The 25,940-nt window shown below is 63.9% G+C and carries 25 protein-coding genes and 1 pseudogene; 18 read left to right on the top strand and 8 right to left on the bottom strand.

What is annotated here, in order from left to right:
* The first annotated feature begins 52 nt into the window (after positions 1-52).
* The 7 genes and pseudogenes from HCR84_RS16830 (at position 53) to HCR84_RS16805 (ending at position 8,013) form a co-directional block, all read left to right on the top strand.
* A complete protein-coding gene (locus HCR84_RS16830; protein ID WP_166979006.1) occupies positions 53-1,312 on the top strand; it encodes an extracellular solute-binding protein in 1,260 nt (419 codons plus the stop codon).
* A 56-nt stretch (positions 1,313-1,368) separates the two neighbouring features.
* The gene (locus HCR84_RS16825; RefSeq protein WP_166979009.1) at positions 1,369-2,343 is read left to right on the top strand and encodes a carbohydrate ABC transporter permease; all 975 of its coding nucleotides are present in this window, start codon (positions 1,369-1,371) and stop codon (positions 2,341-2,343) included.
* Complete coding sequence (locus HCR84_RS16820) at positions 2,340-3,176, top strand: carbohydrate ABC transporter permease (RefSeq protein ID WP_166979012.1); 837 nt, start codon at positions 2,340-2,342, stop codon at positions 3,174-3,176. Before HCR84_RS16825 ends, HCR84_RS16820 begins: the two co-directional genes overlap by 4 nt.
* Positions 3,177-3,248: 72 nt before the next feature.
* Positions 3,249-3,593, top strand: a pseudogene (locus HCR84_RS17850) (glycoside hydrolase family 20 zincin-like fold domain-containing protein); the annotation flags it as partial.
* A 38-nt stretch (positions 3,594-3,631) separates the two neighbouring features.
* The gene (locus tag HCR84_RS16815; protein ID WP_218043593.1) at positions 3,632-4,768 is read left to right on the top strand and encodes a beta-N-acetylhexosaminidase; all 1,137 of its coding nucleotides are present in this window, start codon (positions 3,632-3,634) and stop codon (positions 4,766-4,768) included.
* A 63-nt stretch (positions 4,769-4,831) separates the two neighbouring features.
* A complete protein-coding gene (locus HCR84_RS16810) occupies positions 4,832-5,758 on the top strand; it encodes a DUF2341 domain-containing protein (protein WP_166979015.1) in 927 nt (308 codons plus the stop codon).
* Positions 5,755-8,013: an Ig-like domain-containing protein gene (locus HCR84_RS16805; RefSeq protein WP_195706665.1), complete on the top strand. Its 2,259-nt coding sequence runs from the start codon at positions 5,755-5,757 to the stop codon at positions 8,011-8,013. The genes HCR84_RS16810 and HCR84_RS16805 overlap by 4 nt, the downstream gene beginning before the upstream one ends.
* A gap of 67 nt (positions 8,014-8,080) precedes the next feature.
* Here HCR84_RS16805 and mgtE read toward each other — a convergent pair whose 3' ends face one another.
* Together mgtE and HCR84_RS16795 are read right to left on the bottom strand one after the other, a co-directional pair.
* On the bottom strand, positions 8,081-9,439 hold the full coding sequence (mgtE, locus tag HCR84_RS16800) for a magnesium transporter (protein ID WP_166979021.1): 1,359 nt from the start codon (positions 9,437-9,439) through the stop codon (positions 8,081-8,083).
* 340 nt (positions 9,440-9,779) lie between these two features.
* The gene (locus tag HCR84_RS16795; protein ID WP_166979024.1) at positions 9,780-11,189 is read right to left on the bottom strand and encodes a hypothetical protein; all 1,410 of its coding nucleotides are present in this window, start codon (positions 11,187-11,189) and stop codon (positions 9,780-9,782) included.
* A 216-nt stretch (positions 11,190-11,405) separates the two neighbouring features.
* Here HCR84_RS16795 and HCR84_RS16790 point away from each other — a divergent pair, with 216 nt between their 5' ends.
* Together HCR84_RS16790 and HCR84_RS16785 are read left to right on the top strand one after the other, a co-directional pair.
* A complete protein-coding gene (locus HCR84_RS16790) occupies positions 11,406-11,756 on the top strand; it encodes an ArsR/SmtB family transcription factor (protein ID WP_166979027.1) in 351 nt (116 codons plus the stop codon).
* Positions 11,753-12,241 carry an SRPBCC family protein gene (locus tag HCR84_RS16785; protein WP_166979030.1) on the top strand — a complete coding sequence of 163 codons (489 nt, stop codon included), beginning with the start codon at positions 11,753-11,755 and terminating at the stop codon, positions 12,239-12,241. The genes HCR84_RS16790 and HCR84_RS16785 overlap by 4 nt, the downstream gene beginning before the upstream one ends.
* A gap of 2 nt (positions 12,242-12,243) precedes the next feature.
* Here the strand turns inward: HCR84_RS16785 and HCR84_RS16780 are convergent, their stop codons facing one another.
* The 3 genes from HCR84_RS16780 to HCR84_RS16770 all read right to left on the bottom strand — a co-directional run bounded on the left by HCR84_RS16780 (position 12,244) and on the right by HCR84_RS16770 (position 16,605).
* Positions 12,244-12,999 carry an EI24 domain-containing protein gene (locus tag HCR84_RS16780; RefSeq protein ID WP_235940755.1) on the bottom strand — a complete coding sequence of 252 codons (756 nt, stop codon included), beginning with the start codon at positions 12,997-12,999 and terminating at the stop codon, positions 12,244-12,246.
* 72 nt (positions 13,000-13,071) lie between these two features.
* Positions 13,072-16,203 (bottom strand): GH92 family glycosyl hydrolase, encoded by a 3,132-nt coding sequence (locus tag HCR84_RS16775; protein WP_166979033.1) that lies wholly within the window; start codon positions 16,201-16,203, stop codon positions 13,072-13,074.
* A 168-nt stretch (positions 16,204-16,371) separates the two neighbouring features.
* Positions 16,372-16,605, bottom strand: coding sequence for an ATP-binding protein (locus tag HCR84_RS16770; RefSeq protein ID WP_244972524.1), 234 nt, complete (start codon positions 16,603-16,605; stop codon positions 16,372-16,374).
* Between the two features lie 96 nt (positions 16,606-16,701).
* Here HCR84_RS16770 and HCR84_RS16765 point away from each other — a divergent pair, with 96 nt between their 5' ends.
* The 5 genes from HCR84_RS16765 (at position 16,702) to HCR84_RS16745 (ending at position 20,024) form a co-directional block, all read left to right on the top strand.
* Positions 16,702-17,028: a DoxX family membrane protein gene (locus HCR84_RS16765; protein ID WP_166981676.1), complete on the top strand. Its 327-nt coding sequence runs from the start codon at positions 16,702-16,704 to the stop codon at positions 17,026-17,028.
* 31 nt (positions 17,029-17,059) lie between these two features.
* A complete protein-coding gene (locus HCR84_RS16760; RefSeq protein ID WP_166979039.1) occupies positions 17,060-17,464 on the top strand; it encodes a (deoxy)nucleoside triphosphate pyrophosphohydrolase in 405 nt (134 codons plus the stop codon).
* A gap of 141 nt (positions 17,465-17,605) precedes the next feature.
* A complete protein-coding gene (locus HCR84_RS16755; protein ID WP_166979042.1) occupies positions 17,606-18,385 on the top strand; it encodes a head GIN domain-containing protein in 780 nt (259 codons plus the stop codon).
* Between the two features lie 125 nt (positions 18,386-18,510).
* Complete coding sequence (locus HCR84_RS16750; RefSeq protein WP_166979045.1) at positions 18,511-18,864, top strand: hypothetical protein; 354 nt, start codon at positions 18,511-18,513, stop codon at positions 18,862-18,864.
* Between the two features lie 38 nt (positions 18,865-18,902).
* On the top strand, positions 18,903-20,024 hold the full coding sequence (locus HCR84_RS16745; RefSeq protein ID WP_166979047.1) for a baeRF2 domain-containing protein: 1,122 nt from the start codon (positions 18,903-18,905) through the stop codon (positions 20,022-20,024).
* Between the two features lie 64 nt (positions 20,025-20,088).
* Here HCR84_RS16745 and HCR84_RS16740 read toward each other — a convergent pair whose 3' ends face one another.
* Together HCR84_RS16740 and HCR84_RS16735 are read right to left on the bottom strand one after the other, a co-directional pair.
* Positions 20,089-20,628, bottom strand: a complete 540-nt coding sequence (locus HCR84_RS16740) for an NADPH-dependent F420 reductase (RefSeq protein WP_166979050.1) — start codon at positions 20,626-20,628, stop codon at positions 20,089-20,091.
* Positions 20,625-21,479, bottom strand: a complete 855-nt coding sequence (locus tag HCR84_RS16735; protein ID WP_166979052.1) for a helix-turn-helix transcriptional regulator — start codon at positions 21,477-21,479, stop codon at positions 20,625-20,627. The genes HCR84_RS16740 and HCR84_RS16735 overlap by 4 nt, the downstream gene beginning before the upstream one ends.
* Positions 21,480-21,618: 139 nt before the next feature.
* Between HCR84_RS16735 and HCR84_RS16730 the strand changes: the two genes are divergently transcribed.
* Positions 21,619-22,305: an SDR family NAD(P)-dependent oxidoreductase gene (locus HCR84_RS16730; RefSeq protein ID WP_166979056.1), complete on the top strand. Its 687-nt coding sequence runs from the start codon at positions 21,619-21,621 to the stop codon at positions 22,303-22,305.
* A 33-nt stretch (positions 22,306-22,338) separates the two neighbouring features.
* Here the strand turns inward: HCR84_RS16730 and HCR84_RS16725 are convergent, their stop codons facing one another.
* A complete protein-coding gene (locus HCR84_RS16725) occupies positions 22,339-23,070 on the bottom strand; it encodes a helix-turn-helix transcriptional regulator (RefSeq protein ID WP_166979059.1) in 732 nt (243 codons plus the stop codon).
* A gap of 216 nt (positions 23,071-23,286) precedes the next feature.
* On the opposite strand from HCR84_RS16725, the gene HCR84_RS16720 reads away from it, so the two are divergent.
* From HCR84_RS16720 to HCR84_RS16710, 3 genes are all read left to right on the top strand, one after another.
* Positions 23,287-24,627: an MFS transporter gene (locus HCR84_RS16720; protein WP_235940753.1), complete on the top strand. Its 1,341-nt coding sequence runs from the start codon at positions 23,287-23,289 to the stop codon at positions 24,625-24,627.
* A gap of 49 nt (positions 24,628-24,676) precedes the next feature.
* A complete protein-coding gene (locus HCR84_RS16715) occupies positions 24,677-25,063 on the top strand; it encodes a RidA family protein (RefSeq protein WP_166979062.1) in 387 nt (128 codons plus the stop codon).
* Positions 25,064-25,281: 218 nt separating this feature from the next.
* Positions 25,282-25,908, top strand: coding sequence for a TetR/AcrR family transcriptional regulator (locus HCR84_RS16710; protein WP_244972523.1), 627 nt, complete (start codon positions 25,282-25,284; stop codon positions 25,906-25,908).
* Positions 25,909-25,940: the final 32 nt, after the last annotated feature.

Raw genomic sequence — 25,940 nt, 5'->3', positions numbered from 1 at the left:
CCACTGAACCAACTGGTAACTTTTTCCCTATTTTTCCACAACGAGGTGAACGATGAAATCACGCATGATCGCCGGTGCATCCGCACTCGCTCTCGCCGCAACCCTCAGCGCCTGCAGCTCTGGCACGGCCGAAGCCGGCGGCACGACGACAATCGATGTCTGGCTGATGCGCGACAGCGTCTCTGAAGACTTCCAGACGACGTTCGAGAGGGAGTTTGAGGCAGAGCATCCTGACATCGACGCGAAGATCCAGATTCAGGAATGGGATGGTATCGGCGAGAAAGTCGTTGCGGCACTCGCAAGCAACGACCCACCCGACATCATCGAGATCGGAAACTCGCAGATGCCGCAGTACTCTCAGAGCGGCGGGCTGCTCGACCTGAGCGACAAGGTCGATGACCTGGGCGGTGAGGAATGGATCCCCGGGTTGGCAGATCCGGCCGTATGGGACGGCAAGACGTACGGTGTGCCGTACTACGCCGCGAACCGCGTCGTCATCTACAACAAGACGCTCTTCGAAGCGGCGGGCATCGACGCCGGGAGCATCACGACGAGGGACCAGTGGATCGCCGCCACAACGGCGTTGAACTCGGGCGATATTCAGGGAATCTATCTGCCAGGGCAGAGCTGGCACGCTCTTGCCGGGTTCACCTGGGACGAGGGCGGCACATTTGCCTCGCAAGACGGCGAGAACTGGACCGGAACACTGGATACCCCTGAGGCGATGGCCGGCATGAAATTCTATGCACAGCTTCAGGCTCTCGGCAACGGTCCCAAAGACTCCGATGTCGCCTCGCCCCCGCAGACCGACATCATGGCGAGCGGCGATGTTGCGCAGATTATTTCTGCACCGGGCGGAGCACGCAGCGTGATTGCCGCCAACCCGGAGCTCGAGGGCAAACTCGGATTCTTTCCCATTCCGGGAAAGACCGCGGACACACCGGGTGCCGTGTACGTCGGGGGCTCCGAGCTGGTGATCCCCGCCGCATCCGATGCGCCGGAGGCGGCATACACGTTCATCAAAGCGCTGAGTGGTGAGAAGTGGCAGCGCAAGCTTGCCGCTGCCATGGGGTATGTGCCGAACAAGCCGAGCCTTGCGGATGCTGTCGCAGACGATCCCGGTGCGGCAGCCATGGCTGTCGCCGGCACTCAGAACGGACACAGCACTCCGATCGCACCAGGATGGGCTGCCGTCGAAGCGCAGAACATCATTCACGATTACATGACTGCCGTGCTCACAGGCGGTGATCCGGCGGAGGAAGCGCAGAAGGCCTCAGACGAGATCACGCGCGCCATGAATCAGGCCAGCTGACTATCCACCCGATACACAGCACCGACGATGCTGTGCGGTCGAAAGAGAGAATGACGATGACCATCGTCCAAAAACGAATGGAGCGTCCTGAGGCACCATCGCCGCAGGATCCGGCTCCGGCCGATGCGGCTAATCCTCGGCATCGGCGTACCAACCTGTGGCCCTATGCGCTGATCGCGCCCGCCGTTCTTGGCACCGCCTTCCTGTTGGTCTACCCGCTTATCCGCGCGTTCGTGATCTCACTTCAGGACTTCAAGCTCGCACAGCTGATCAATGGCAACGCCGAGTTTGTGGGATTGAAGAACTACCAGACGCTGTTTACTGACACTCGATTCTGGGAGGTGGTTGCGCGCACATTCATCTTTATGGCCTGCAATGTCGTGCTCATTATGGTGCTCTCCACCCTCGTCGCTTTGATGACGGCGCGGCTGGGCAAATTCGGGCGCACAATGGTGCTGAGTTCGCTCGTACTCGCGTGGGCGATGCCGGTCATCGCAGCGGCCACGGTGTTTCAGTGGATGTTCAACTCCGAGTTCGGCGTCGTGAACTGGGCGCTGACGAGCCTCGGTTTTGAGCAGTTCGACAGCTATCCCTGGTTTGCGCACGGAGCGGCGGCATTCGTCATTCTTGTGCTGCTTGTCGTGTGGCAGTCGGTGCCATTCGCAGCAATCACGCTGTACTCAGCGCTCACGACGGTACCGGTCGAACTCAACGAATCGGCGCGACTCGATGGTGCGGGCGCCTGGCGGCTGTTTCGCTCCGTCACATTTCCCATGGTGAGACCGATCTTCATGCTCGTTCTCTGCCTCGAAGTGATCTGGACGTTCAAGGCATTCGTGCAGATCTGGGTCATCACGCAAGGCGGTCCGGGAAACGCGACGACAATTCTTCCCGTCTACGCCGTGCAGCGTGCGCTCTCGTCGCAGCAGTACGACCTCGGTGCCGCCGCCTCGATTGTCACTGTGCTCATTCTCTCTGGAGTTCTCGTTCTCTACTTCCGCCAGATGTTCCGTCAGGAGACCGACCAATGAAGGCCCTCAGCAGCGTACGCCGTGCGCCCCTGTCGCTTGCCGCGATTGTCACAGTGCTCCTGTGCCTGTTTCCCGTCTACTGGATGGTGACGACAGCCTTCAAACCGACGCGCGACATTCAATCGGAGATTCCGCAACTACTGCCGAGCACGTGGACGTTCGAGCATTTCGCGACGGCGATCGGCTCGGACGGGTTCGGCCTGTTCTGGCGCAACAGCATCCTTGTGACGGTATCTGCCGTGGTTCTGGCTCTGATCGTCGCTCTTGGGGCAGCGTTCGCCGTCGCCCGGATGCAGTGGCGCGGCCGCAGGCAGTTTATTCTCATGGTATTCATCGCGCAGATGGCGCCGTGGGAATCACTGATCATTCCGATCTACATCATTGCCCGCGACGCAAATATGCTGGATCGGCTGCCGACGCTGACGCTGATCTATTTCATGATCACGCTGCCCTTCACCATCGTCGTGCTGCGGGGCTTTATCGCCACGATCCCGCCCGAGTTGGAGGAGGCAGCCCAGGTAGATGGATGCTCACGGCTCACCGCGTTTCGTCGCGTGGCGTTCCCGCTTCTCGCTCCCGGGCTCATGGCGACATCGATGTTCGGCTTCATCACCGCATGGAACGAATTCGCGTATGCGAACTTTCTCATCATCAAAGAGCAGAGCAGCCGCACACTGCCCGTCTGGCTGTCGTCATTTCAAAACGTCTTCGGCACGGACTGGGGTGCGACCATGGCCGCGTCGACACTTTTCGCACTACCCGCCCTCGTGATCTTTCTGCTTCTGCAGCGCCACGTTACGTCGGGATTCGCCGCTGGCGCCGTCAAAGGCTGACTCGCCCAACTTTGGAGAACTCTATGCTCACTTCGCCCACTGACATTCAGCTGCTTCCGCGTCCAAACGCAGATGGACGTTCGCGCCGGCGAATTCGTGCTGGACGGCCACACAGCAATGCGCGTCATGCCTCAGGCAGAGCCCGCGGCTGCCCTGCTGCGCGAGCTGCTGGTTCCCGCGACGGGACTTTCTCTCCCCGACTCCGCGGACGGTGTCATTACTCTTGCCGTCGACCCCGATCTCACAAGTCTCGGTGCTGAGGGGTACGAACTCACTGTTGATCCGGATCAGATTCTGCTGCGTGCTGCAGCGCCCGAGGGCCTGCGTCACGGCGTGCAGACGCTGCGTCAGCTGCTTCCTCTGCAGGTGTATGACACGGCGCGAGTGCACGGCGTCACGTGGACGATCCCGTGCGTGCACATCACAGACGTTCCGCGGTTGGCGTGGCGCGGGGCATGCTCGATGTTGCTCGACACTTTCACCCCATCGAGTACCTCTACCGATTCGCCGACCTGCTTGCACTGCACAAGGCGAACGTCATGCATCTGCACCTCACAGACGACCAGGGGTGGCGGATGCCGGTGGGAGCCTACCCGCGTCTCACCGAAATCGGTGGGTATCGCAGCGAGACGTCTGGGGACGGCATCCGTCATGGTGGGGCGTATACGCGACGAGAACTTACGGACTTCGTCGCGTATGCGGCCAGCCGCGGTGTCACAGTTGTGCCCGAGATCGAGATGCCTGGGCACGCGAGAGCCGCGTTGGCCGCGTACCCCGAGCTGGGAAACCGGCCTGAACACAGGCTCGACGTGTGGACGCAGTGGGGCGTGTGCACGAACATTTTCGGCGTGCACGACGAGGTGCTGGAGTTTTGCCGCACGGTTCTCGACGAAGTGATGGACGTCTTTCCGAGTCAGTACATTCACCTCGGCGGAGACGAGAGCCCGCTCGATGAGTGGGAGCAAAGCCCGCGAGCGGCCGCTCGAATCCGTGAGAAGAACCTGCGGGGATCTCGAGATCTGTATCGGTGGTTCATGGGCGAGGCTGCGGAGCACGTAGCGCGCGCTGGTCGACGTGCGCTGGCCTGGGCCGAAGACGAGCTCACCTTGCCGTCAACGGTGACCGTGATGCCGTGGCGTGATGTGGCACATGGTCGAGCCGCGATCGACCGCGGTCACGACGTGGTGATGGCACCGCACCTGGAGACATACCTTGACTACGCCGAAACGACGGATGCTGGTGAGCCTACGGCGCATCAAGAGGGCGTCATTCTGCTTCCGCTGCGCACGGCGCAGTCATTCTCCGCTGTTCCGGCTGCCTGGGAAGCATCCGCCGCCGAACACGTGCTTGGCATGCAAGCCCAACTCTGGACCGAGTACCTGCCAACACGCGAGCTCGTTGAATACCGAGCGTTTCCACGATTCAGCGCGCTAGCGGATGCCGCATGGGGCGGCGTCGATGAGTGGGATGCTTTTGCGCCGCGGCTCGCTCATCACAGGCTCCGCCTCGACGCCTTGGGTGTGCCCCGCTCGGTGAAACGCGTGGGCGCGGGCGATACGGGACTCTCGGTTGGAAGGACTGGCAGCAGCTGATGGCAGCGGGCCGCCCTGACCGCGCTGCCACGGTTTCAGACGGCCCTCACAGAGAACGGAGCAATGGTGCTCTCTTCACCGAAAACACGAACACGGGCGCGCATCGCGCTCGCCGCAGGCGTCACGGCGGTGAGCTGCGTCGCAGCACTGACCGGGGGCGCGGCACCGCCCGGTGCGGAGTCTGTGTCGGACGGCGCCGCGACAGCATCCGGAACCGTGTTGTTTTTCGACGATTTCAACGGAACAAGTCTCGACACGACAAAGTGGGTGGCGGGCCTGCACCAATGGGGGGCAGACAACTACGGCGTCGTGCCCGAGAACCTCTCACTCACGACGGTGAACGACGCGGGCACACCCGTCGATGTGCTCGCAGCACGGGCAAACGGCGACAAGTACACGGGCCCCGTCCGCGGCATCCTGGCCACCGACGCGTCGTACCCGGTGGGTGATCCCCGCCGCTACACCAGGCAAGACACCGGCGTGCGCACCGGAGGCCTGGTGTGGACGAAGGAGCGCTTCGGTGCCGGGCGCTACGAAGTGCGCATGAAGACTCTGCCGTATTCGGGCGGATGCTCGTGCATCTGGAACTACTACAACCCCGGAACCGGCGACTACACCGAGATCGACATCGAGATGCCCGCGGCAGGAAAGGGCGACCGGGCCGACTGGTCGCATTGGGCTGGGTTCAACAGCTACGTCTCGCTCGAGCCGGGGGACGCCACGCTCGAGGACGTCGATCTCGGATTGCCCCAGAACGACGGCGCGTTCCACACCTACCGGTGGGACTGGTACGACGGCGTCAACGGAACTCCACGCATTGAGTTCTACGTCGACAACGTGCTGTACGCCACGCAGACCGCCACCGTACCGACGCTGCCCGCCCAGCTCTGGGTCGGCAATTGGGCAGCGTCGTGGTCGGGCGACTTCGCATACACATCGCAATATCAATACATCGACTGGGTGAAGATCAGCACCCTGGGAGGGCAATGATGACACACACAACTCACAGACGGCGACGAGTCGCAGCCATCGCGCTTGCGGCGGGAATCGGCGTGACGCCGCTGGGGCAGGCGCTGCCGGCCGCTGCGGCTCCGGAGTCTGGCTGCCAGGTGACGAGCCCCGCCCCGGGGAGCACCATCACCGAGGCCGTGACGGTCAGCGGAACGTACACAGATGCGTACCAGGTGAAGGTGGCGTTCAACGCCGGAACGCTCTACGACGCGCACACCGACGATCCGGATGCCGATGGCACGGGCACCTGGTCATACACGTTCGATCCCGAGGCCGAGGATGTGTCGGGCGAGGTGGAGGTGACGGTGCGCTGCTCGTCGCTGCAGGACAGGTACTGGCGATGGGGTGAGTCCACAACTGTCGACGTGCAACTCGCCGGGCGTGAAGCTCCCGTCATCGACATCACATCGCCCGACGACGGCTCCCAGGTCAACGGGAGGCTGAAGGTCTCGATGACCGCCTCTGATGCTCAGGGCATCGACGACGTTCAGGTGCGCATCGACGGTGGCGACTGGGAATCGGCGAAGGCGCTGCCGCATGACCGGTACTTCCTCCACGGGCCCGTGATGAAGGGGAACCGCTCGCACGCCATCCAGGCTCGCGCGATCGACACAGACGGAATTGTCACGACGACGGCGACGACATACACGCACTCGGGAACAGGGTCGTTCGATGAGGCACCACCCGTGCAGTCGGATCGCGCCATGTGGGTCTGGGAGTCAGCCACAGCTCAGCTTCTTGAGAACCCAGGCGCTCGGGATGTTCTCGCCGCGTTCGTCGACGACGAGAGCCTGGCTCCGCAGCGGATCAAGACCTTGTACATCTACGCCGATCGGTACGACGGCCAGTATGCGCTGCGCGATCACCCCGACCAGTACCGTTCGCTGATCGAGTGGGCTCACGACCGCGGTTATCAGGTGCATGCGCTCCTGGGGTCGGGATCGTACGCTGCTCCAATGTGGTCATATGAGCGGTATCACGACAATGCCGTCGAGCTCATGGAGACTGTGCTCAACTACAACATCGCCTCCGGTGCCGAGGAACGGTTCGACGGCGTCAATATCGACATCGAGCCGCACGGTCTTGCGGACTGGCGCGATGCCAGCCAGACGGTTCAGACGCAGTACCTCGATATGCTCTCGGCAATGATGGACCGCAAGGCAGCAAGCGGCGAGAAGCTCAGAGTCGGAGCCGCGATCCCGCGCTGGCTCGACGATAATGACGAGTGCCAGAACATCACATGGCACGGCACGACGCAGAACTGTGCCCGACACGTCATCGACACCCTCGACTACGTGTCGCTAATGGATTACCGCGACGTCGCCGATGGTCCAGTTGGCATCATTCTGCACGCTCAGAACGAGATCGAGTATGCAGCCAGCGTGGGCAAGCACGTGATGGTTGGTGTCGAAACCGACTCGATCTCGGCATCGGGCGACCCGGAGTCGATCTCCTTTCAGGAGGAGGGGCGGGATGCCATGGAGGCAGAGCTCGCCACGGTCTACGCGGCGTTCGAGAATTCTCCCGCATTCCTCGGCATTGCGATGCACCACTACGATTCGCTTCGCGTGCTGCCCACCGAATGGTCCTCCGACGGCACGCGTTGGCAGAGCCCTGTTGCCGACGAGTCCGCGCCGAGTACGCCGGCAGAACTGACTGCCGAGGTGTACGACGCGCACCGCGTGGATCTGCACTGGTCGCGCAGTTCAGATGACTCGATGGTGGATCACTACGAGGTGCACCGTTCGACAACTCAGGACTTCACGCCAGACGCGAGCACACTCGTGCGCACGACTCAGACGAACTTCGCGAAAGATGTCGGGCTGACGGCTGGCACCGGGTACTCGTGGAAGATCATCGCCGTCGATATCGCCGGGCATTCGAGTTCGGCGTCTGCTGAAGCATCCGCCATAACCAGTGTGGGAGACGGTACGGCGGCCATGCGGATCTCGTCAGTCGACTTCCGTGACCAGAACACATGGTCATGGGCGAAGGTGACGGTTGTGGATGCCGAGACCGGCGACCCCGTCGAGGGTGCAACGGTGTTCGGACACTTCGGCGGGGCTGCGGGAAAGCACTTCAGCGCCACCACAGACGAGAACGGTCAGGTGGAGGTGAACACGGAGGGCATTTCCACGCCGTATACGGTGACGTTTGTGCCCGAGTTGATTCTCGCGCCCGGCTACTACTGGGCCAGCAGTCTCGACGACTACGAGGCAACCTGGAATCGCTGATCAACGCTGCCGGGCGCCACGCAAAATCGCGCGGCGCCCGGCACGCGCGCTGTCGAGAGCGAGTGGGTCAGATCTGCAGAATCGCCATCGCGATGACGAAGTAGATGATCAGACCTGTCGCGTCGACGAACGTCGAGATGAACGGGTTGGAGAACACAGCGGGGTCGACACGGATCGCGTGCGCGGCCAGCGGCATGATGCCGCCGATCGTTGCCGCTACCGTGCACACGGCAACGAGAGTCAGTCCGATCGTGACGCCGATTCCCAGATCGTAGACGGGCGTCGCAATGGCGAACCCCAGCGTTCCGAGCATGAGACCGAGAAAGAAGCCCACGCGCATCTCGCGGCCGAGCACGCGCAGAATGTCACGCGACCGCACGTCGCCGAGCGCGAGCGCCCGCGTCACCGTTGTCGCCGCCTGGTTCCCGGTATTACCGCCGGTACCGATGAGCAGCGGAACGAACAAGGCAAGAACGGTGACCGCGTTCAGCGTGTCTTCGAACACCTCGAGCACCTGAACGGTGAGTGTCGCCCCGACCGCGAGCACCAGAAGCCACAGCACGCGCGAGCGCACCAGACTGCGAATCGGCGTGGACAGGTACGGGCGGCGCAGCGGCTCGACACCGCCCTGGCGGGCAGCATCCTCGCTCTCTTCGTTCTCGAGAATGCGCACGGCGTCATCAATGGTCAGGATGCCGACAAGTCGCGATTCGCTGTCGACGATGGGAAGCGCCAGAAGCCCGAGGTTGGCGCAGGCTCGCGCGGCATCCTCGACATCAGCCGTCGCACCCACGGTGTGCGGTGACGTCATCAGTTCGTCGATGCGGGTATCGCCGTCGGCGCTCATGAGGCCGCGCAGGCTCACGATGCCTACGACGCGACGGCCATCGTCAAGAACTGGCACTGTGTAGATCGTCTCGGCGTGCTCGAGCCCGGCGTGAATGCGCGCGAGGGTCTGCGTCACGCTCAGACCGGGGTGCGTTGTGACGTACTCAGGGCTCATTCGCCGGCCGATGCTGTCTTGCGGGTACCCGAGAACGACGGCCGTCAACTCGCGTTCGCGGTCCGGCAGGCCACGCAGGAGCTGAGGGGCGACGCCCGCGGGGAGCTCGTCGAGCAGCCACACCCGGTCATCGGGGTCAAGCTCGGCGAACAGCGAGGCTACCTCGGAGTCGCGCAGCGCTGAGACCAGATCACTCTGCAGCGGAGGAGCGAGCGCCTCGAACACCTCGAGCGCCTGCTGCTTGGGAAGCAGGCGAAACACCACAGCTCGCTGCTTCACATTCAGTCGTTCGCAGATGTCGACGATCTCGCGTGTCGGCAGGCCGACCACAGATTTGGCAACGCCGGTCAGGTCGCTGGAGGTGATTTGATGCGAGATCGCGTCGATCGCACCGGTCATGTCGCCTGTGAAGTCCACAGTCATGGTCGGACTCCTCTCGCTCGGCGCGCGGAGCGGATGCAGTCAGCGCGCGCAACCGGATCACCTCGACGAGCGCGATTGAGCGTCGCGCGAGATCCGGTCAGATTTTCGGATGACGGGAAAACCGGGGACCGCCCGCGCCGACTGCGACTCTAGAGTGAGGTTATGTGCGGAGCGAGTGCGGTGCCCGGTCTGCGATGAGAACTCTCACCGTCCATGGGTCACTCACCTCGCTTTCGCTCTGCGCGCACGCCGACTGGTTGGGCGCATCGTGTCGACCGTCTGAACGGCCGCCCCGAGCGTAGCATGCGCGGTGCGGCGTTACTGCCGAGAATGAAGCGCGTCAGTTGTTCGACAGTGACTTCTTTTTCTGCTTCTCTTTCTCGTGTCTCTTCGCCCACTTCAGAGCCTTCTTCTCTTCTTTCGTGGGGTTGGGTGCGAATCGCGACGAGAAGGCGTGGGCTGTCGGCCACGCGGCGAGAATCGTGTTGCGTGCGCGCCTCGAGCGTGGCTCCGTTGCGATATCGGCGATCGCCACCGCGGCAACGGCGACGACAGCGAGGGCGATCAGCACGGGTGCGGCCGGTATGTACGGCGTCGTCGAGAGCGGTGTGACAGCGGCGACGACAAGGAACACAGCGACAGCTCCCACGAGCCCCGTCGCCCGCCGTGTGCCCGAGTAGTTCGTCAGGGCATCTTCGGAAACTTCTTTGCGCGGGTACGTCGAGCCGGAATCCGCTGCCGTGGCGTATGGCAGCAGCGATCGCACGGCGATCGAGCGTTGCACCTCGGCGATCACGTTGCCGATGACGATGAGCGTGACGCTGGCGAGCGACGTGAGCGCCATGGCGATCGATACAACGCTCATCGCCGTGAGGTCGCCGGCCGTGAGCTCGTCGGCGAGACCATCGGGAAGGGCGCGCACGTGCCCGCCGATCATGACCACCTGGCCGGTCACCACGCCCCACGTGACAAATCCCAAGAGCCCGAGGATGGCGATGCTGAACGCGGCGTTGAACGAGAGCTTCTGCAGTCGAGCGGCGACACGGTGTGGTCTGGATGCTGGGCTGGGCACCCGTCTCAGGCCCGGCGGCCTCGGAACTCGTGTTCCGCGAGGGTCGTCTGGGCAAAGCACGGTGCGGTAGGCACGCAGCTTCTTCACTCCGACGAGCGCTGCGATCCCCGCGCCGAGTCCGACCACGGCAGAAGCCAGCGCGATGAGCGTGCTTGAGTCGAGGCCGTCCTCGGCGAAGAACGCGATAGCGGCCATCGCCATGAACGCGCCGACGCTCATGAGAATGATCGCCTGCGCGATGAAGGCGACGAACGCTCGCCCGAACTGCGTTTCACCGACGGCAGTCCACGCCTGGTAGTTCACGATTCCCGCGGCATCGGGGGCCCGAAGGGCAGCGCCGACGTGCTTGGCGTAGTGAAGTGTGCGCAGTGCAGACACGATGCCGCCCAGGAGATAGCACCCGCCAGCGCCGATGAGGAACGCGCCGAAGGCAGCCCGCGTGATGGCGTCCGTCGTTGCAGCGTCGGTGCCGAGCACGTCGGTCAGCCCGAGGCAGAGAATCAGCCAGGCTCCGATACCCGAGCCGGCCAGGCCGCCCCAGACGAGGGTGTTCGCCCAATCGAGAATGCGACCGGTGATACCGAGATCGAGTTCTACCCGCGTCGGAGCCGAACGATCGGATGCCTCGTGTGCACGTGAGCGCGCGGCGGCATCCGGACTCTCCATTGGCGTGGTCATGGAAACTGAGCCTAATGGATGCTCACTCATTCGGAACTTCTGCAAGACACGCCGATGCCGTGCGTGCGACACGCCGATCTGGGGCGGAAAGTTCCGAATGGCTGCACACGGTAGGCGCTGTTGTCGCCGCGCCGGCTTGAGTCATCGCAGCGGCGTCTCGACGCGACCAGAACGACCTCTTGCGTGCGCGCGGGAGTGCTGCTAACGTACAACCAAATGGTTGTAAAAGAGTCCAGCGACGGCGACGTGGATCGCATCTTCCAGGCACTGGCAGATGCGACGAGGCGAGACATCGTGCAGCGCGTGATGGCACAGGCTTTGTCGGTGTCTGCGCTGGCGGTGGGTTACGCCATGAGCTTCGCTGCCGTGCAGAAGCACGTTGCCGTGCTTGAGCGGGCAGGTCTCGTCACCAAGCAGCGTCAGGGGCGGGAGCAGCTCGTGCACGGAAATCCGGATGCGGTGAAACGCGCGTCCCTGCTGCTCGACGAGTACGAGGCCATCTGGCGCGGTCGCATCGCTCGCATGCACGACATCGTCGCCGACGATAAATCAGGGGAGACATCATGACGGTAACAACAAGCACGAGGGATGCTGAAGCGCTCACGCTCACCATCGCCACCGAGCTCGCTGCAACGCCCGAGCGCGCCTGGCAGCTCTGGGCCGACCCGCGGCAGCTTGAGCGCTGGTGGGGCCCGCCTGGGTACCCGGCGACGTTCCACAGGCACGAATTCGAGGTTGGCGGGCAGAGCCGTTATTACATGACCGGGCCCGAAGGTGATCGGTCGCACGCCTGGTTTCAGATCACGTCGATTGACGAGCCGCATCGCCTAGAGCTCGACGACGGCTTCAGCGACAACACGGGGGAGCCCATCGACCCCGACGATCGCGCGCACATCACCGTGACGTTCGAGCCGACGGATGCTGGCACGCGCATGACCGTGCTGACGCAGTTCTCGAGCTCTGAGCAGCTCGAGCGCCTGATTGCGATGGGCATGCAGGAGGGCATGGCGCTCGCCATGGGGCAGATCGACGCGATTCTCGCCGAGGGGTAGCCCTACGCAGACGCGGGCGGAGTGGGCCGGGACGGGGTGAGCAACTCGCGCGCGAGCATCGTTGCCCCGGCCACCGCGGCAGGCATTGCCACGACGGCGCCGAGCGGAATGAGAAAGCACAGCTGCGTGACAACGCCGAACCCGAGAATGCGCCACCGGTTCCGCTTGAGCAGCTGACGTCGCGCGGCAAGAGGAACGCCGTGGGACTCGAACGTGCGCGACGTGAGCTCGCGCGCGAGCAGCCGCGCCGTGATGATGAACCCGAGAACCGCGGCGACGGCTGACCCGACAACGGGAATGAGCCCCAGCAGAAACATCAGCAGAGCGGCGAGCACACCGAAGAACACGAGCTGCAGGCCGTCGACCACCCCGCGCCAGAAGCCGCCCACGGCATCCGGAATCTCTCCGCCCAGATCGGTCTCGACGCCACGCGAAATGCGCTCGTAGAACGGATCCCCGATCGCGAGCGTGAGCGCGGTGAAGGTGATGACAGCGAGAACGGATGCTGCGCCGAACGCGACGAGCCCGAGAAGAAACCGGATGACGTCGCGCAGAACGTCGTTCCACGACTCGGCGAACGGCGTCGCCCAGGTGACGATCGTCGGCAGAAACGCGGCAAAGGTGATGAGCGCAGCAGCGAGCAGAATGAACGAGATTGCGGCGGGGATGAGCCCGAGGGCCATGAGCTTCGGCCGTGTGCGCCACGAACCGAAGCCGCGAAAGAGCATCGTCACACCAGACCAGAACTCTCGCAGCATGACACCAGCATATGGGCGCGGCACCAGGCGTGCAGGGCCGGGCAACGACTGCCCGGCCCTGAGAGCGGCGCGTCAGCGACGCATGCGGAGTCGTCTGCGCGCGAGCAGCAGCCCGGCTCCCAACGCGATCACCGCGAGCGCGGCGAGCAGTGCGATGCCGACATCGGCACCGGTCCAGGGCAGACTGCCTTCTGCCGCATCGCTCGCTGCATCATCGGTGCCGTCAGTCGAGCCATCGGCAGCACCGTCACCATCATCAGGGTTCTCCGGGTCGACGGGCGGGTCTGTCGGGTCGACCGGCGGGTCCGTTGGGTCCGTCGGTTCCGTGTCGACGAGTTCAGCGTTCTGCAGCGCGACGTCGAAGACGTGAGCGATCCCGTCATAGTCGGCACGTGGCATCACAATCGCCGTCACTGTCTTCTCGGGGTCGATCGCCTGTGTCTCTGTGGCGAACACGGCTGTCGACGTGGTGTCGGCGCTGCCGTTCTTCAGGTTGCGCCCACTCGTCGTTGCCACTGCCGTGTTACCGAACTCGGGAGAGGATGCCGCCCAGTCGGTCAACTGCATCGCCACCTCCTGCGTCGAACCGTCCTTGTAGACGACGGTCGCGGTGCCCTCACTCGGCCCGTTCGTCGCGAGTCCGAGGAATGAGATGCCGGTGCCGCGCTGCGGCTCGAGCTCTATGCGCTGGCCGTGCGGAATCCAATGGTCTGGTTGTCCGTCTGCTGTGTCGGGCCAGGTGAACTCGACGTCGTCGACGGTGATGCTCTCACCGCTGACGAGCCCCTGGCCAGCGAGCTTCTCGCGCGACAGCGAGTGGTCGGTCATGTCGAGGGATCCGTATGCGCCATTGCCGTCAGACGTGATTCCTGTTGCATTGCGCGCGTTCGAACCGTGATCGTATGACGGCGGAACGTCGTCTGCCCCCGTACCCCAGTCGCCGGGCGTTGCCGACATCGTGAACTCGAGAGATCCGCCGGTCTGGGTGAACTCTTCGGGAACCCAGGATGCCGTTTGAGCTGCGCCGTCCACGGCGAGGCCCGTCGTGTACTTCGCTCCGTCGCTCACGCCGGGCGCCGTGATCTCGATGGTGCGGTCGCTGCCGACGCTCGAGATCGTGATGGCGTCGAACATGGGCGCCGAGACGACGAGGTTCGCTGTGCCGTAGATCGCAGGCATGATGCCAAGGTTCGACCACACGTACCACGAGCTCAGCGACCCGAGATCGTCATTGCCCGGCAGGCCGTACGGTGTTGCGTCGTACATGACGTCATGGGCGCGATACAGGGTGTCTGTCGTCGACGCCGGGTCCTGCAGCCAGTTGTACGCCCAGGGCAGGCCGAAGCTCGGCTGATTGCTCAGGTAGGCGTAGTCACTAAATGCGCCGGCATCCAGCTCGGTGAGCACATCGTCAAGCGCTGCCTTCCCCGCGTCTACGCCGCCTCGGGCCTCAACGAGCGCAGACATGTTGAACGGAACGGACCAGCCGTACTGCTTGCCTGTGGACTGCTCAAACTGGTCTCCCTGTCTGGTGAGATCGGTGTTGGTGAAGCCGTGTCGATCGCGCGCGTCGATCGCCTGCGTCTGCGGGTTGACCAGGTTGCGCCAGCTCTGCGAGCGCACAGAGAACGCGTTGTACGCGTCGTCGTATCCGAGTCGCTGCGCTAACTGCGCGATGGCGAAGTCGTCGACAGCATACTCGAGCACGCGCGATGTCGCTGCACCGTTCTTCGAGCTCTCGATCCAGCCGAGGCTCGCGTACTGGTAGCCATCGCTGCGGTTCGACGTGCTCATTGGAAGAGACTGCGAGGCGATCATCGACTCGACGGCGGCCGTGCGATCGTAGTCGGTGCTTCCAAAGGCATCCGTTGCCGCAATCACCACCTGCAGTGAGTCGCCCGTCATCTTCGTCTGCGTCTGGTTGTAACTGGGCCAACTCGTCCACACGCCGGTCTGCTCGACCATGTCGACGATCGACTGATTGATGTCGCTCGCAACGTCGGGGTAGAGCAGCGCGATCAGCTGGGCCTGGCTGCGGTAGGTGTCCCAACTCGAGAAGTTGACGTAGAAGTGCCGGCCATCGTCGACCTGGTGCACGTCGCCGTCATACCCGGTGTATCTGCCATCGGCATCCTCGAACACATTCGGGTGCAGAAGCGAGTGGTAGAGCCCCGTGTAGAACTCGGTGCGATGCCCGTCTGTGCCGCCGGCGACGTCGATCGTGCCGAGTGCTTCTCGCCAGGTATCGGCGGCGCGCTCGCGCACCGTGTCGAAGTCGGCGTCGCCCACCTCGGTTTCGGCATTGTTCGCCGCGCCCTCCACACTGACAAAACTGAGACCAATGGATGCCGTCACGTCAGCGCCAGGCTCGAAGCTCACCCATGCGCCCGAGCCGTGCTTCGTTGTGGTGGAGGATGCTGCGGTTGTGCCCTCGTGCAGGCCGTCGCCGTCCCAGGTTCCGTAGTCGACGAAGTCGGCGTCGAAGTTCGCCGACATATGCGCGGTGTATGACGGGCCCTGCGCGCACACGATCTTCGCCGTGACGCTGGCGGTGACCGTGTTCGTCTCGGGGTCGATGCCGATGGCGGCATCTGATACATCGTTGTTGCTGCCGGCGGCGTCGATCAGCAGTGTTGACTGACCGTCGGGGAAGTCGAAGCTGCTGACGGCTGTGCGTGTTGTGGCTGTGAGCTCCACGCCGACGCCGTTGTCGAGCTCGACGGAGTACCAGCCGGGGTCGGAGTCTTCGTTCGCATGGTCGAACGGGAGGTAGTAGTCGGTGATGTCGTCGCGCGGCGACAGTGGTGGAGCTGTCGCGTTTGATGTGTCGCTCGAATACGGCATGATCGGAAAGTCGTAGCCGCCGAAGCGGCCGCGGCAACCCGTTCCCGAGAGGCGTGTCATGCCGAAGCCGCGAATCTCGTCTGCGCCGTACTCGTAGCCGCCGAAGTTCTCGCCAGACGCAGAGTCGTATGTCGTGGGGCTCGATTGCACCATGCCGAACGGTACGGTTCCGCCGGGAAACGTGTTGCCGTACGCGTCGTTTCCCTTGCCTCCGTCCGCCGTGTCGAAGCCGGTGCCGATGAACTGATCGACGGCCTCGAATGCCGAGATCTGCGTATCGGCAAATGCCGGTGCCGTGGGTGCGAGTAGGCCGATTCCAACGGCTGCCGCGATGCCAAGGGTCGTCGCTCTGCTGCGCAATTTTCTCCTTATGAATGCGTTCCGAACACCGCAAACACTCCCGGGCGCTCACGGTTGTGGAAACGTTACCAATACTGCAACCACGGGGGAAGAGCTCCGTCGATATCGCTCACTAACGTTCGTCGTTTGGTCGCGCTGCGTTCACGGAGGCTCGGGTCGCGGCTGCGGTCAGGGCGCCGTCATTGGCAGCACAAGGTCAACACGAAAACCGTCGTTGAGGGTGAGGGCACGCACGTCGCCACCGTGCGCTTCGGCAATGCCGCGAACGATGGCGAGGCCGAGCCCTGCTCCCGTCGTTCCCGGCACATGTACGTCTGCGCTGCGGGCCGCGCTGGCTCGCCACCCGACGTCGAACAGGTGGCCGAGGTCTTCGCTCGAGACGCCGCTGCCGTGATCAAGCACGCCGAGCACTGGCCCCGACTTGCATCTCTACCTGACGAACGGAACAGACGAGGATGCCGTCGCCTCTGGTGTCGAGCTGGGGCACCGTTGCGTTCGATGAAGTTCGCCGAGAGCGTGCTCGGCGGCTTTCCGGGCTTCTTCGGCGTTGTCGTTCCGTTTCTGGAGGTCGGCCTCGGCGTCGCGCTCGTCGTCGGTGTGCTCACGCTTCCCGCTGCGCTCGGGGGCGTTGGAACGCTCGTCATGTACTGGCTGTCAGACCAACTCATTGCTCAGTATCCGATCATGACCGCGCTCGCGGGCGTGCTTCTTGTCTGGCCGCTGGAGGCCAGACGGTATGGGCTGGTGACGCTGCTCGCCCACCACGTGCCTTTGAGCACCTCTGCGGCACGGGTTCTGCGCGGAAGACTGTCGCGGTGGACGTAACGGTGCGCCGGGAGCTGCTACTGTTCACGCCATGAGCAGCACCCGAGCCCATGTCGCCGTCGTCGGCGCTGTGATCGTGCGCGACGGTTTCGTGCTGGCGGCCAAGCGCGGCGAGCAGAAGGTGCAGGCCGGTCTGTGGGAGTTTCCCGGCGGCAAGATCGAGGCGGGCGAGACCCCCGACGCCGCGTTGCGACGCGAGATTCGAGAAGAGCTGCGGTGCGGAATCGTCGTCGGCGAGCGCATCGAGACGACAACGTACGCGTACGAGAACGTCACGGTCGCGCTCACGACGTATTTCTGCACGCTCGACGGGGGCGAGCCCGAGGCGACGGAGCACGCCGAGCTGCGCTGGGTCGCGGCATCCGGTCTCGACGAACTCGAGTGGGCGCCCGCCGACATCCCGACGGTGACGCAGCTCAGAGCGGCCATGGCCTGAGTCGGGCGGCATCTCATACCTGGGTATGTCTCCGCTCGACGAAGATCACCCGAGCGGACGTGTCGCGCGAGCATCCGCCGTGCTTACTCTGAGTAGCGTGCGGCACGACGGCCGCGCCCAGCAATGAAAGCGAGTCACGACATGCGGTTCCGCACACTCAGCGCGGCAGCATCCCTTCTGATCCTCGGCGGCGCACTCACCGGGTGCTCAGTTTTCAACCCCGGTGAGCCGACGAGTCACGAGCGAGAGATCAGCGAGGTGACGGCGGTCGATCTGGAGACAGCGGGCAACGTCGTCGTCACGAAGGGCGACGACGTCTCACTCACCATCACGGCGGGCGAGAACGTCATCGACTCGCTCACGTCTGAGGTGACCGATGGCGTTCTCGAGCTGGGCACGAGGAACGGCTCGTTCAGTTTCTTCACCAACCCGGGCCCCATCACGTATGAGCTCACGGTTCCCTCGCTCGACACGGCCACGGTGTCGGGATCAGGCGATCTCACGGCAGATTTTTCCGGAGCGGATGCTGTCGAACTCACGATCAGCGGATCGGGCGACATCGACGCGTCGGGCGTCGACGCTGACACTGTTGAGGCGGTTATCGAGGGCAGCGGCAATCTGCGGGTGAGTGACATCGACGCCGAGTCGGTGACGGCGCGCATCGAGGGGTCGGGCGACATCACGCTGGCCGGCACGGCGGCCGACCAGTCCCTCACCATCGAGGGCTCAGGCGATCTCGACGCGTCAGACGTGACGGCGACAGATGCTGTCGCACTCATCGAGGGCACGGGAAGCATCGCGGTTCACGCCACGGCGACGCTCGCGGCGACGATCGAAGGCAGCGGAACGATCCGGCACGCGGGCAGCGCCACCGTCGAGAAGAACATCTCGGGCACCGGCGACATCGTCAGGGCGGACTGAGCAGCTACAGCAAACGACTCCGTCGGCCTGGCCTCCGCCACGCTCGGCCGACGGCGAACGCGCCTGGCTGAGTGAACCCTGATCCGCCTCTTACATCGATCACCGCGGCGAGATATGGTGCCCATATGGGGGCGGCACAGAACGAAGACGACCGCCGTGAGTTTCGTGACGGCGAGGATCCGACGAGGATGGCGAACCAGCCAGCGTTGCGCACATCGTCAGGAGCGATCTGGCTCGTCGTCGGCGCCGTTTTTGTGGTGATCTGCCTCGTCGTGCTCATTCCGCTTGTGCCGCTTGGCAATCCGGCCCCGCTTGTCGGCGCCGTGCTCATCGTGCTGCTCTACGCGGCGATGATCGTCGTGCGGTTTGCCGTTCACAGCCGAATTGCGCGTCTGCGCGCACTCGCCGTGCTGCTCGGCCTCATCGCGGTCATCGGACTTCTCGCTGTGCTGATTCCCACATACGCGAGCACGCCGTAGTCATGTCGTAGTCAACCTGTATGAGAAAGAGAGTGATCATGCCCCTCGATAAAGAACTCATTGCCCAGTTGCTGCGCGACACCGCGCCGAAGTCGATGGTGTTCATCGACTCCACCGCGGGGACCAGCGATCCGGAGGGCATGGCGATTGCCCGGCGAACGCACGTCAGAGACGGCTTGAGCGCGGCGGGGGCTCCGGATGCCGACATCGAGGCGATCCTCGAGGCGATGGCCGACCCGACGGGCGTCGCTGACCCGTCAGTGCGCTTCGCGATCGCGCAAGACGGCGAACTGCGGTTTCACACGGTCATGGGTGGAAGCATGCAGAGCGACGAGTGCATCCGATACGGGTCCATTGTCGACGTGACGCCGCTGCGACTGCAGATTCCCGATGACGAGCTGTTCTTCACCGTGAGTGCGTGGCGCGGGGGTGGCGACATCAACGTCTTCGCGGAGGGTGACCGTGACCCGATCGTCACGAAGCATATCGAGTCGGACTCTCCGTATATCAACAAGGTCAGCGCGGGTCGCACGTCTGAGGCCAACCTGCAGCGCCACAGCGAAGAGACGTGGAAGCAGACTCAGAGTGACGTGGCCGAGCAGATCACCGCGTTGATCGCCGAGCACCACCCGCGAGTGATCTTTCTCTCGGGCGACGTGCGCGCGGTGCAGCTGCTGAGCGGTCAGCTGAGCGACCAGGCCACGCATCTGCTGCACGTGATTCCCGGTGAGGTCAACACCGAGGGAGCGTCGGAGGATCGCGTGCGCCACGCGCTCGAGGTGCAGCTTGATGCCGCACGGCGTCGGCGTAACCGCACGATCCTCGACGAGGCTGCGGCCGACAACGGCAGGCTGCAGGCGACGGGATTCGGCGACGTCGTGCACGCGCTCGCGCAAGGCCAGGCCGACTACGTGTTCATCGACCACCACGCGCTGCTTCAGCACTCGGCGCTCGCGCTTGAGGGCGAGCCGTGGGTGGCCACGGCGCCCGAGGATGCTCTGGGATCGCCGGTGCTCGAGGAGATCGTGGCGACTGCCGCCATTGTGCGGGCCGCTGTGCTCACCGATGCAAAGGTGCGCATCGTTGATCCCGATGAGATCGGCGAGGGAACGGGCGTCGTCGCCTCACTCCGGTGGCCGGCCGGCCCTGAGCGCCCCTGAATCGCGCTCGGCAAGACGTTCAAGAGACGTGCAGCAGCGGCGGAGTTTGTGAGCCCGCAGAAGTCTATTCATCCCATGCCGCGGATGCTGCGGCCAGACCGGCGATGAGCGTCTCTCGGTTCTGGCCGCCCCGGAGTGAACGGTTCCACGCGAGGGTGCCGGGCCCGACGCGCCAAGACTGGCTCACGGGACTGTTGTCGACGGTGTCGTAGCCGAGCCTGTCGTACAGCTCGGTGACGAGTTCGACGGCGTCGGGATGGTTGCTCGACGTGGCCAAGGCGAGGCGCTCCGGGGAACCGGCATGCCGTGCGAAACGCAGCAGCGTCGGCGCTTGGATGTGCGTGAAGGCCGATGCGACCTTCGAGGTGGGCAGCTGCTGCTGCCGCAGTTCGTGAATGGTCTTCTCTCCAGAGGCGACGACGGAAAAATGGCCGTCGCGCCACCGCATGTAGTTGTTCGTGTCGAGCACGATCTTTCCCGCGAGCTCGGCCAGGGTCTCCGGACCGCGCGAATTGGCGATGACGACGGTGTACCCGTTGGCGATCGCCGCACGGGCGAGCTGAGAACCCACGTCACCCGCGCCGATGATTCCCATGGTCGTCATGCGCGTCTCAGTTCTCCACGCACGTGCGACGACGGGGTTGATGACGACGCGAGCAGCGCCAGCTTCTCGGCGTCGTGCGAACCGGCATCCGGGTGAAAGACGACGAGCATGAGACCGTCTGGACCATCGATGCTCATGCGCTCGCGATTGAGCGTGAGGTCGCCGACCTCCGGGTGGTCGAACCGCATTTCGCCACCGGACTGGCGACGCACCTCGTGTCGCGCCCACAGCTCGCGAAACCGCGGACTCGCGAGAGTGAGCTCTCCCGTCAGCTCGATGAACCGTGGGTCGTCGACGTCATTCCCAACGGTGTGACGCAGGTTGGCGACGAGGCATTCGGTTGCGTTCTGCCACTCGGGATACAGCGACTGACCGCCTGAGTCGAGAAACAGATCTCTGAGCTGGTTGCGTCCGACCGTGAGCTGGGGGTCGACCGCGCGCATCAGGGGATTGGACGCCAGAACATCGAAGTAGCGGTTTTCGATGAACGCCGGCTGCACGATGGAATCGAGAAGCTTCAGTGCGCCGGTCGGCGGAGCCTGCGTGCGGGGCAGCGGGCGGCGCTGCCGCGGCGTCTCGGCGACAAGCGAGAGCAGGTGGGCGCGGTGGTCGTCATCGAGCTGAAGAACGCGGGCGATCGAGTCGAGCACCTGACGTGAGGGGTTGCGGTCGCGGCCGCGTTCCAGCCGCAGGTAATAGTCCGCGCTGATGCCGGCGAGCATCGCAACTTCTTCACGCCGCAGCCCGGGCACACGCCGCACCCCGCCATCGGGTATGCCGACGTGGCCTGGTGTCACCAGTTCACGTCGTGCGCGCAGAAACTCGCCAAGGGCGTTTGTCGACTCGTGCATGCAGCAACCTTAAACCTCGGGGGAGGGAACAGAGGAGGCCCTGTCAGGCCCCGGTCTCCCCGGGGCTCTGGGCGTGCGCGGCCGTCGCTCCTACCGTTATGAACGGCCTGTTTGGGCCGATAATTCCGGAAGGACACAGATGACCGTCACACTCATCACCGGGGCCAACAAAGGCATCGGTTACGAGACCGCAAGACAACTCACCATGCTGGGCCACACCGTCTACATCGGCGCGCGTGATCTCGAGCGAGGCGAGCGTGCCGCAGCCGAGCTCGGAGCGCGCGCCGTGCAGCTCGACGTGACTGACGACGATTCCGTCTCTACCGCGCTGGCCGCGATCGAGGAGGCCGAAGATCACCTTGACGTTGTCGTGCACAACGCCGGGGTTCTCGACCCGTCGCGCGATGGGCCCGCTGCCCTGCGGTCGTTCGACACAAACGCCGTCGGCATCGTTCGCGTCATGGAAGCGGCGCTTCCGCTGCTTCAGCGCTCATCGAACCCCAACGTCGTCACCATTTCGAGCAGCGCCGGATCGTTTGGGGCAGTGAACAACCCGGAGCGGCCGGAGTACGGGCTGACCGTCGCGCTGTACGCGTCGTCGAAGGCCGCGGCCAGCATGCTGACTGTGCAGTACGCGAAGCTGCACCCCGGCATCAAGTTCAACGCCATCGAGCCCGGAACGACGACCACAGATATGACCGAAGCCGTGGGAGTTACCGGGCGATCGGTCGAAGACACTGCTCGGTTCGTCGTGTCGTGGGCGACGCTCGGGGCGGACGGGCCGACGGGAACGTTCAACGACGATGCCGGGGTGCTTCCCTGGTGAGTGCCAGAGCGAGGCGCGTCCGGGCTGCAGGAATTACGCGGACTCGGACGTGCCCTGGTCGGCGCGCGCCTCATCGAGGTAGGAGTACGCGGTGACACGAGAGACGCCGAGGCGCGAGGCGATGTGCTCCATTCCCTTGCGCATCTGCAGCGCGCCTTGCTGGTCGAGCGTCCGCACAACGGCGACGCGGTCATTGCGCGACATCTGGGCGACGGGCTTGCCGATCGCCTGAATCGCGTCGGTCACCATGGCGTCCATGACAGAGACGAGGTCTTGGCCGAAGAACTCGCTCGGTGCATCGGGAGAATCGGATGCTGTCTGGGGAACGAGGCTGTCAAGAAGGGTGCGCGCCTGCTGCAGCGCGCTGACATCAACGTTGATGCACAGTGCCGCCATGATCTTGCCCGCGCGGTTGCGAAAGTAGATCGACGAGCATCGCAGCTGTCGACCATCGCTCGTGAAGCCGCGGTACCCGAATGCATCGTGGTCGGCGCCCTGGTTGTGAATGACGCTGGCACCGAGGCTCGTTGAGGGTCCGCCCACCGTGCGGCCGGTGACGTGGCCATTCTCGATCGCGATGATCGTGTGATCGAGATCTGGGTTGTCTGCGGAGAGGTCATGAAGCACGACCTCGCAGCCCGGTCCGGCTGCCGCGGCCATTGCGTGCATCGCGGGGCGATAGACGGCGCAGATCTCGTCGACGGTCTCGTAGATTCTCGCGTCTGCGGCGTCGGGCTCCAACGCGAGGACGGCGTCTGACGGCATCCGATTCTCCTTGCACTTGACGACTGCGTCACCTAACAAAAAGTCTAAGTGGTAGACATACTGTTTATATTGATGCTAACTTAACGTTTTGTCTACGTGACTACCTTACTCCACACCGGCTGATAGCCCCCTGGAGTCGCGGGTTCCCCACAGAGACGCCAGTTCTTCAGATGCGATAGATCCACGTCGATCTATACAAAGAGTAAGGAGGCTCTTATGGCCAACTCAGCGATGCAGCCCAAGACGGGGCTGCGGGCGATTCCGCGAAAGGATCGCCGCACGATCGCCGGCGGTGCTATCGGCACCATGATGGAGTACTACGACTACTACCTCTTCGGCCTGGCCGCGGCCGTCGTCTTCCCCCACGTGTTCTTCCCCGGCGACGACCCCGTCACCGGAATGCTCCAGTCGTTCGCCACCTTCGCCGTCGGCTTTCTGCTTCGCCCGCTCGGTGGCGTCGTCTTCGGCTTCGTCGGTGACCGCTTCGGGCGCAAGCAATCGCTCATGATCACCGTGATCGGCATGGGAATCTGTACGACTCTCATGGGGCTGATTCCCTCGACGGAATCGATCGGGCTTCTCGCGCCGATTCTTCTCGTGTTCCTGCGCATGTGCCAGGGGCTCTTCGTTGGTGGAGAGATGGGACCGGCCGCCACGATCGTCGTCGAGTACGCGCCTCCCGGCCGTCGCGGGCTCTTCGGCGCGCTGCTGATCACGGGCGCCGGTGTCGCGAACGTCTTCTCAGCCGGCCTGATGGCGATTCTCGGCGCGGGCGATGACACGTTCTTCTTGACCTGGGGCTGGCGCATTCCGTTCTTGTTCGCCGCCGTGCTCACCATCGTCGCCGTCATTCTGCGCAGCAAGCTCGAAGAGTCCGACGAGTTCAAGACCTACACGAAGACAATCGAGACCGGTGCGGTCAAGCGCAAGAACCCGCTCCTCGAGGCAATTCGTCACCCGAAGAACCTCATTCTCGGCATCTTCATTGGTCTGCCGCAGAGCATCGCGGGCTACATCGTGCTGACGTTCGGACTCGCCTACATGGTGAATCAGCAGGACGTCGATCCCCAGGTGGGCTTCATCGGCACAATGATCGTGGGACTCCTGCAGATCGTGATGGCGCCGTTCTGGGGCCACATTTCAGACAAGATCGGGCGTCGCCGGTTCTACATTCTTGCCTGCATCGGCTTCGCCGTGCTGATCTACCCCGCCTTCGCGCTCTTCAGCGGCGGAACGGCCGTCTTGATCTGGCTCGGCATGATCGTCGGTTTCGTGATCCCGGGCGTTGCCATGCAGGGAACTCTGCAGACGCTGCTCACCGAGATGTTCGACGTCGAGGCGCGCACCACGGGCGTCAACGTCGGCTACCAGTTCTCGAACACCCTCGGTGGCGGCTTCGCCCCGCTCATCTGCGCGGCGCTCTTCGCCTGGGCCGGACACATCTGGCCTGTGATCGTCTACGCGAGCGTGATTGCTCTCGCGGGTATCATCGCGACAGCGTATGCCAAGGTGCGGCCAGACGTCGAGGACGCCGGTCGTCTGCACGAGCTCGACTGAGCATCCTGAATCCACTGACAGACATATCGATACATCAAGGAGCATCCGTATGACAAAGAAGGCATTCCACACCACGAACGCACCGCAGCCGGCGGGGCCCTACAGCCAGGCGGTCGAAGCGAACGGGTTCGTGTACACGGCCGGGTTCGGGCCACAGGATGCCGCCAACGGCAACGCAGTTCCCGAGAGCGTCGGCGACCAGACGCGCCAGGTGCTGCGCAACGTACAGTCGGCGCTCGCCGAGCGGGGACTCACGCTGAACGACTGCGTGAAGACAACGGTGCACCTCGCCGACCTGGCGGACTTCGCCGAGTTCAACGAGGCCTACAAGGAGTTCTTCGCCGAGCCGTTCCCGGTGCGCACCACTGTGGGCTCGCAGCTGGCGAACATCCTCGTCGAGATCGACGCCGTCGCGGCGATCCCCGAGGGCAAGTAGTACTCGACGTTCACCGGTTCGGGTCGTCGCGCGCTGCGCGGCGGCCCGAATCGTGTTTCGCATCACCAATCGGGGACCAAGTTTTGATATTCGGTGCGCCGCGGCGATAGCAAAAGTTGGTCCCCGACTAACGCGGCATTGTGTTGTGCGCCGCTTGGCAGGCGAGAACAATATTCTCAGTGCACTCATAGGGTAAAAGTGCAAGAATGCACGTTGTGATGGAAAGTGCAACGAATCTGCGAGAGCGTCGCCGTCAGGAGTCTGCAGAGCGGCTCATTGAGCTCGCACGCGAGTGGACCGCCCGCGACGGCTTCACCGGCTACACGGTCGAAGAGCTGTGCGAGGCAGCCGGGGTGTCGAGGCGCACGTTCTTCAACTACTTCGCATCGAAGGAGGATGCTGTTCTCGGCATCCTCGCCCCGCACGGTGATGACGAGCTCACGCAGACGTTCCTCGACGGGGGCAGCCCGGCGGGGGATTCGATCTCAGACACGCTCGTCGACGACTTCGTTGCGCTGCACCTGGCCCGGTGGGAGATCGTGGCTCCTTCGGCATCCGATGTTCGGGCAATGAAAGCCGCAATTGAGCGCGAACCGCGGCTGCACACGCGCGTCTTCGAGATGATCCAGGCGAATGAGCAACGTGACATTGCGCTCATCGAGCAGCGTGAGCGCATGGATGCGGGCGACCTGCGAGCCTCGACCCTCGTGCACATCGTCGGCGCGTTCAGCCGGGCCGCCGCCCAGGAGTACTTCGCTGATCATGGCGATGCCCCGCCGAGCATCGAGCACTTCTCGCGCATTTTCGAGCGGCGGATCGCTGCTGCCCGAGACCTCCTCAACTGACAACCAGCATCTTTTCCGAGTCGCACAGGCTC

The sequence above is a fragment of the Paramicrobacterium fandaimingii genome (assembly GCF_011751745.2).
In the GTDB taxonomy this organism is placed as follows: Bacteria; Actinomycetota; Actinomycetes; order Actinomycetales; family Microbacteriaceae; genus Paramicrobacterium; species Paramicrobacterium fandaimingii.
The sequence above is the reverse complement of the archived record's forward strand: the minus strand, read 5'-3'. Positions and strand labels throughout refer to the sequence as shown.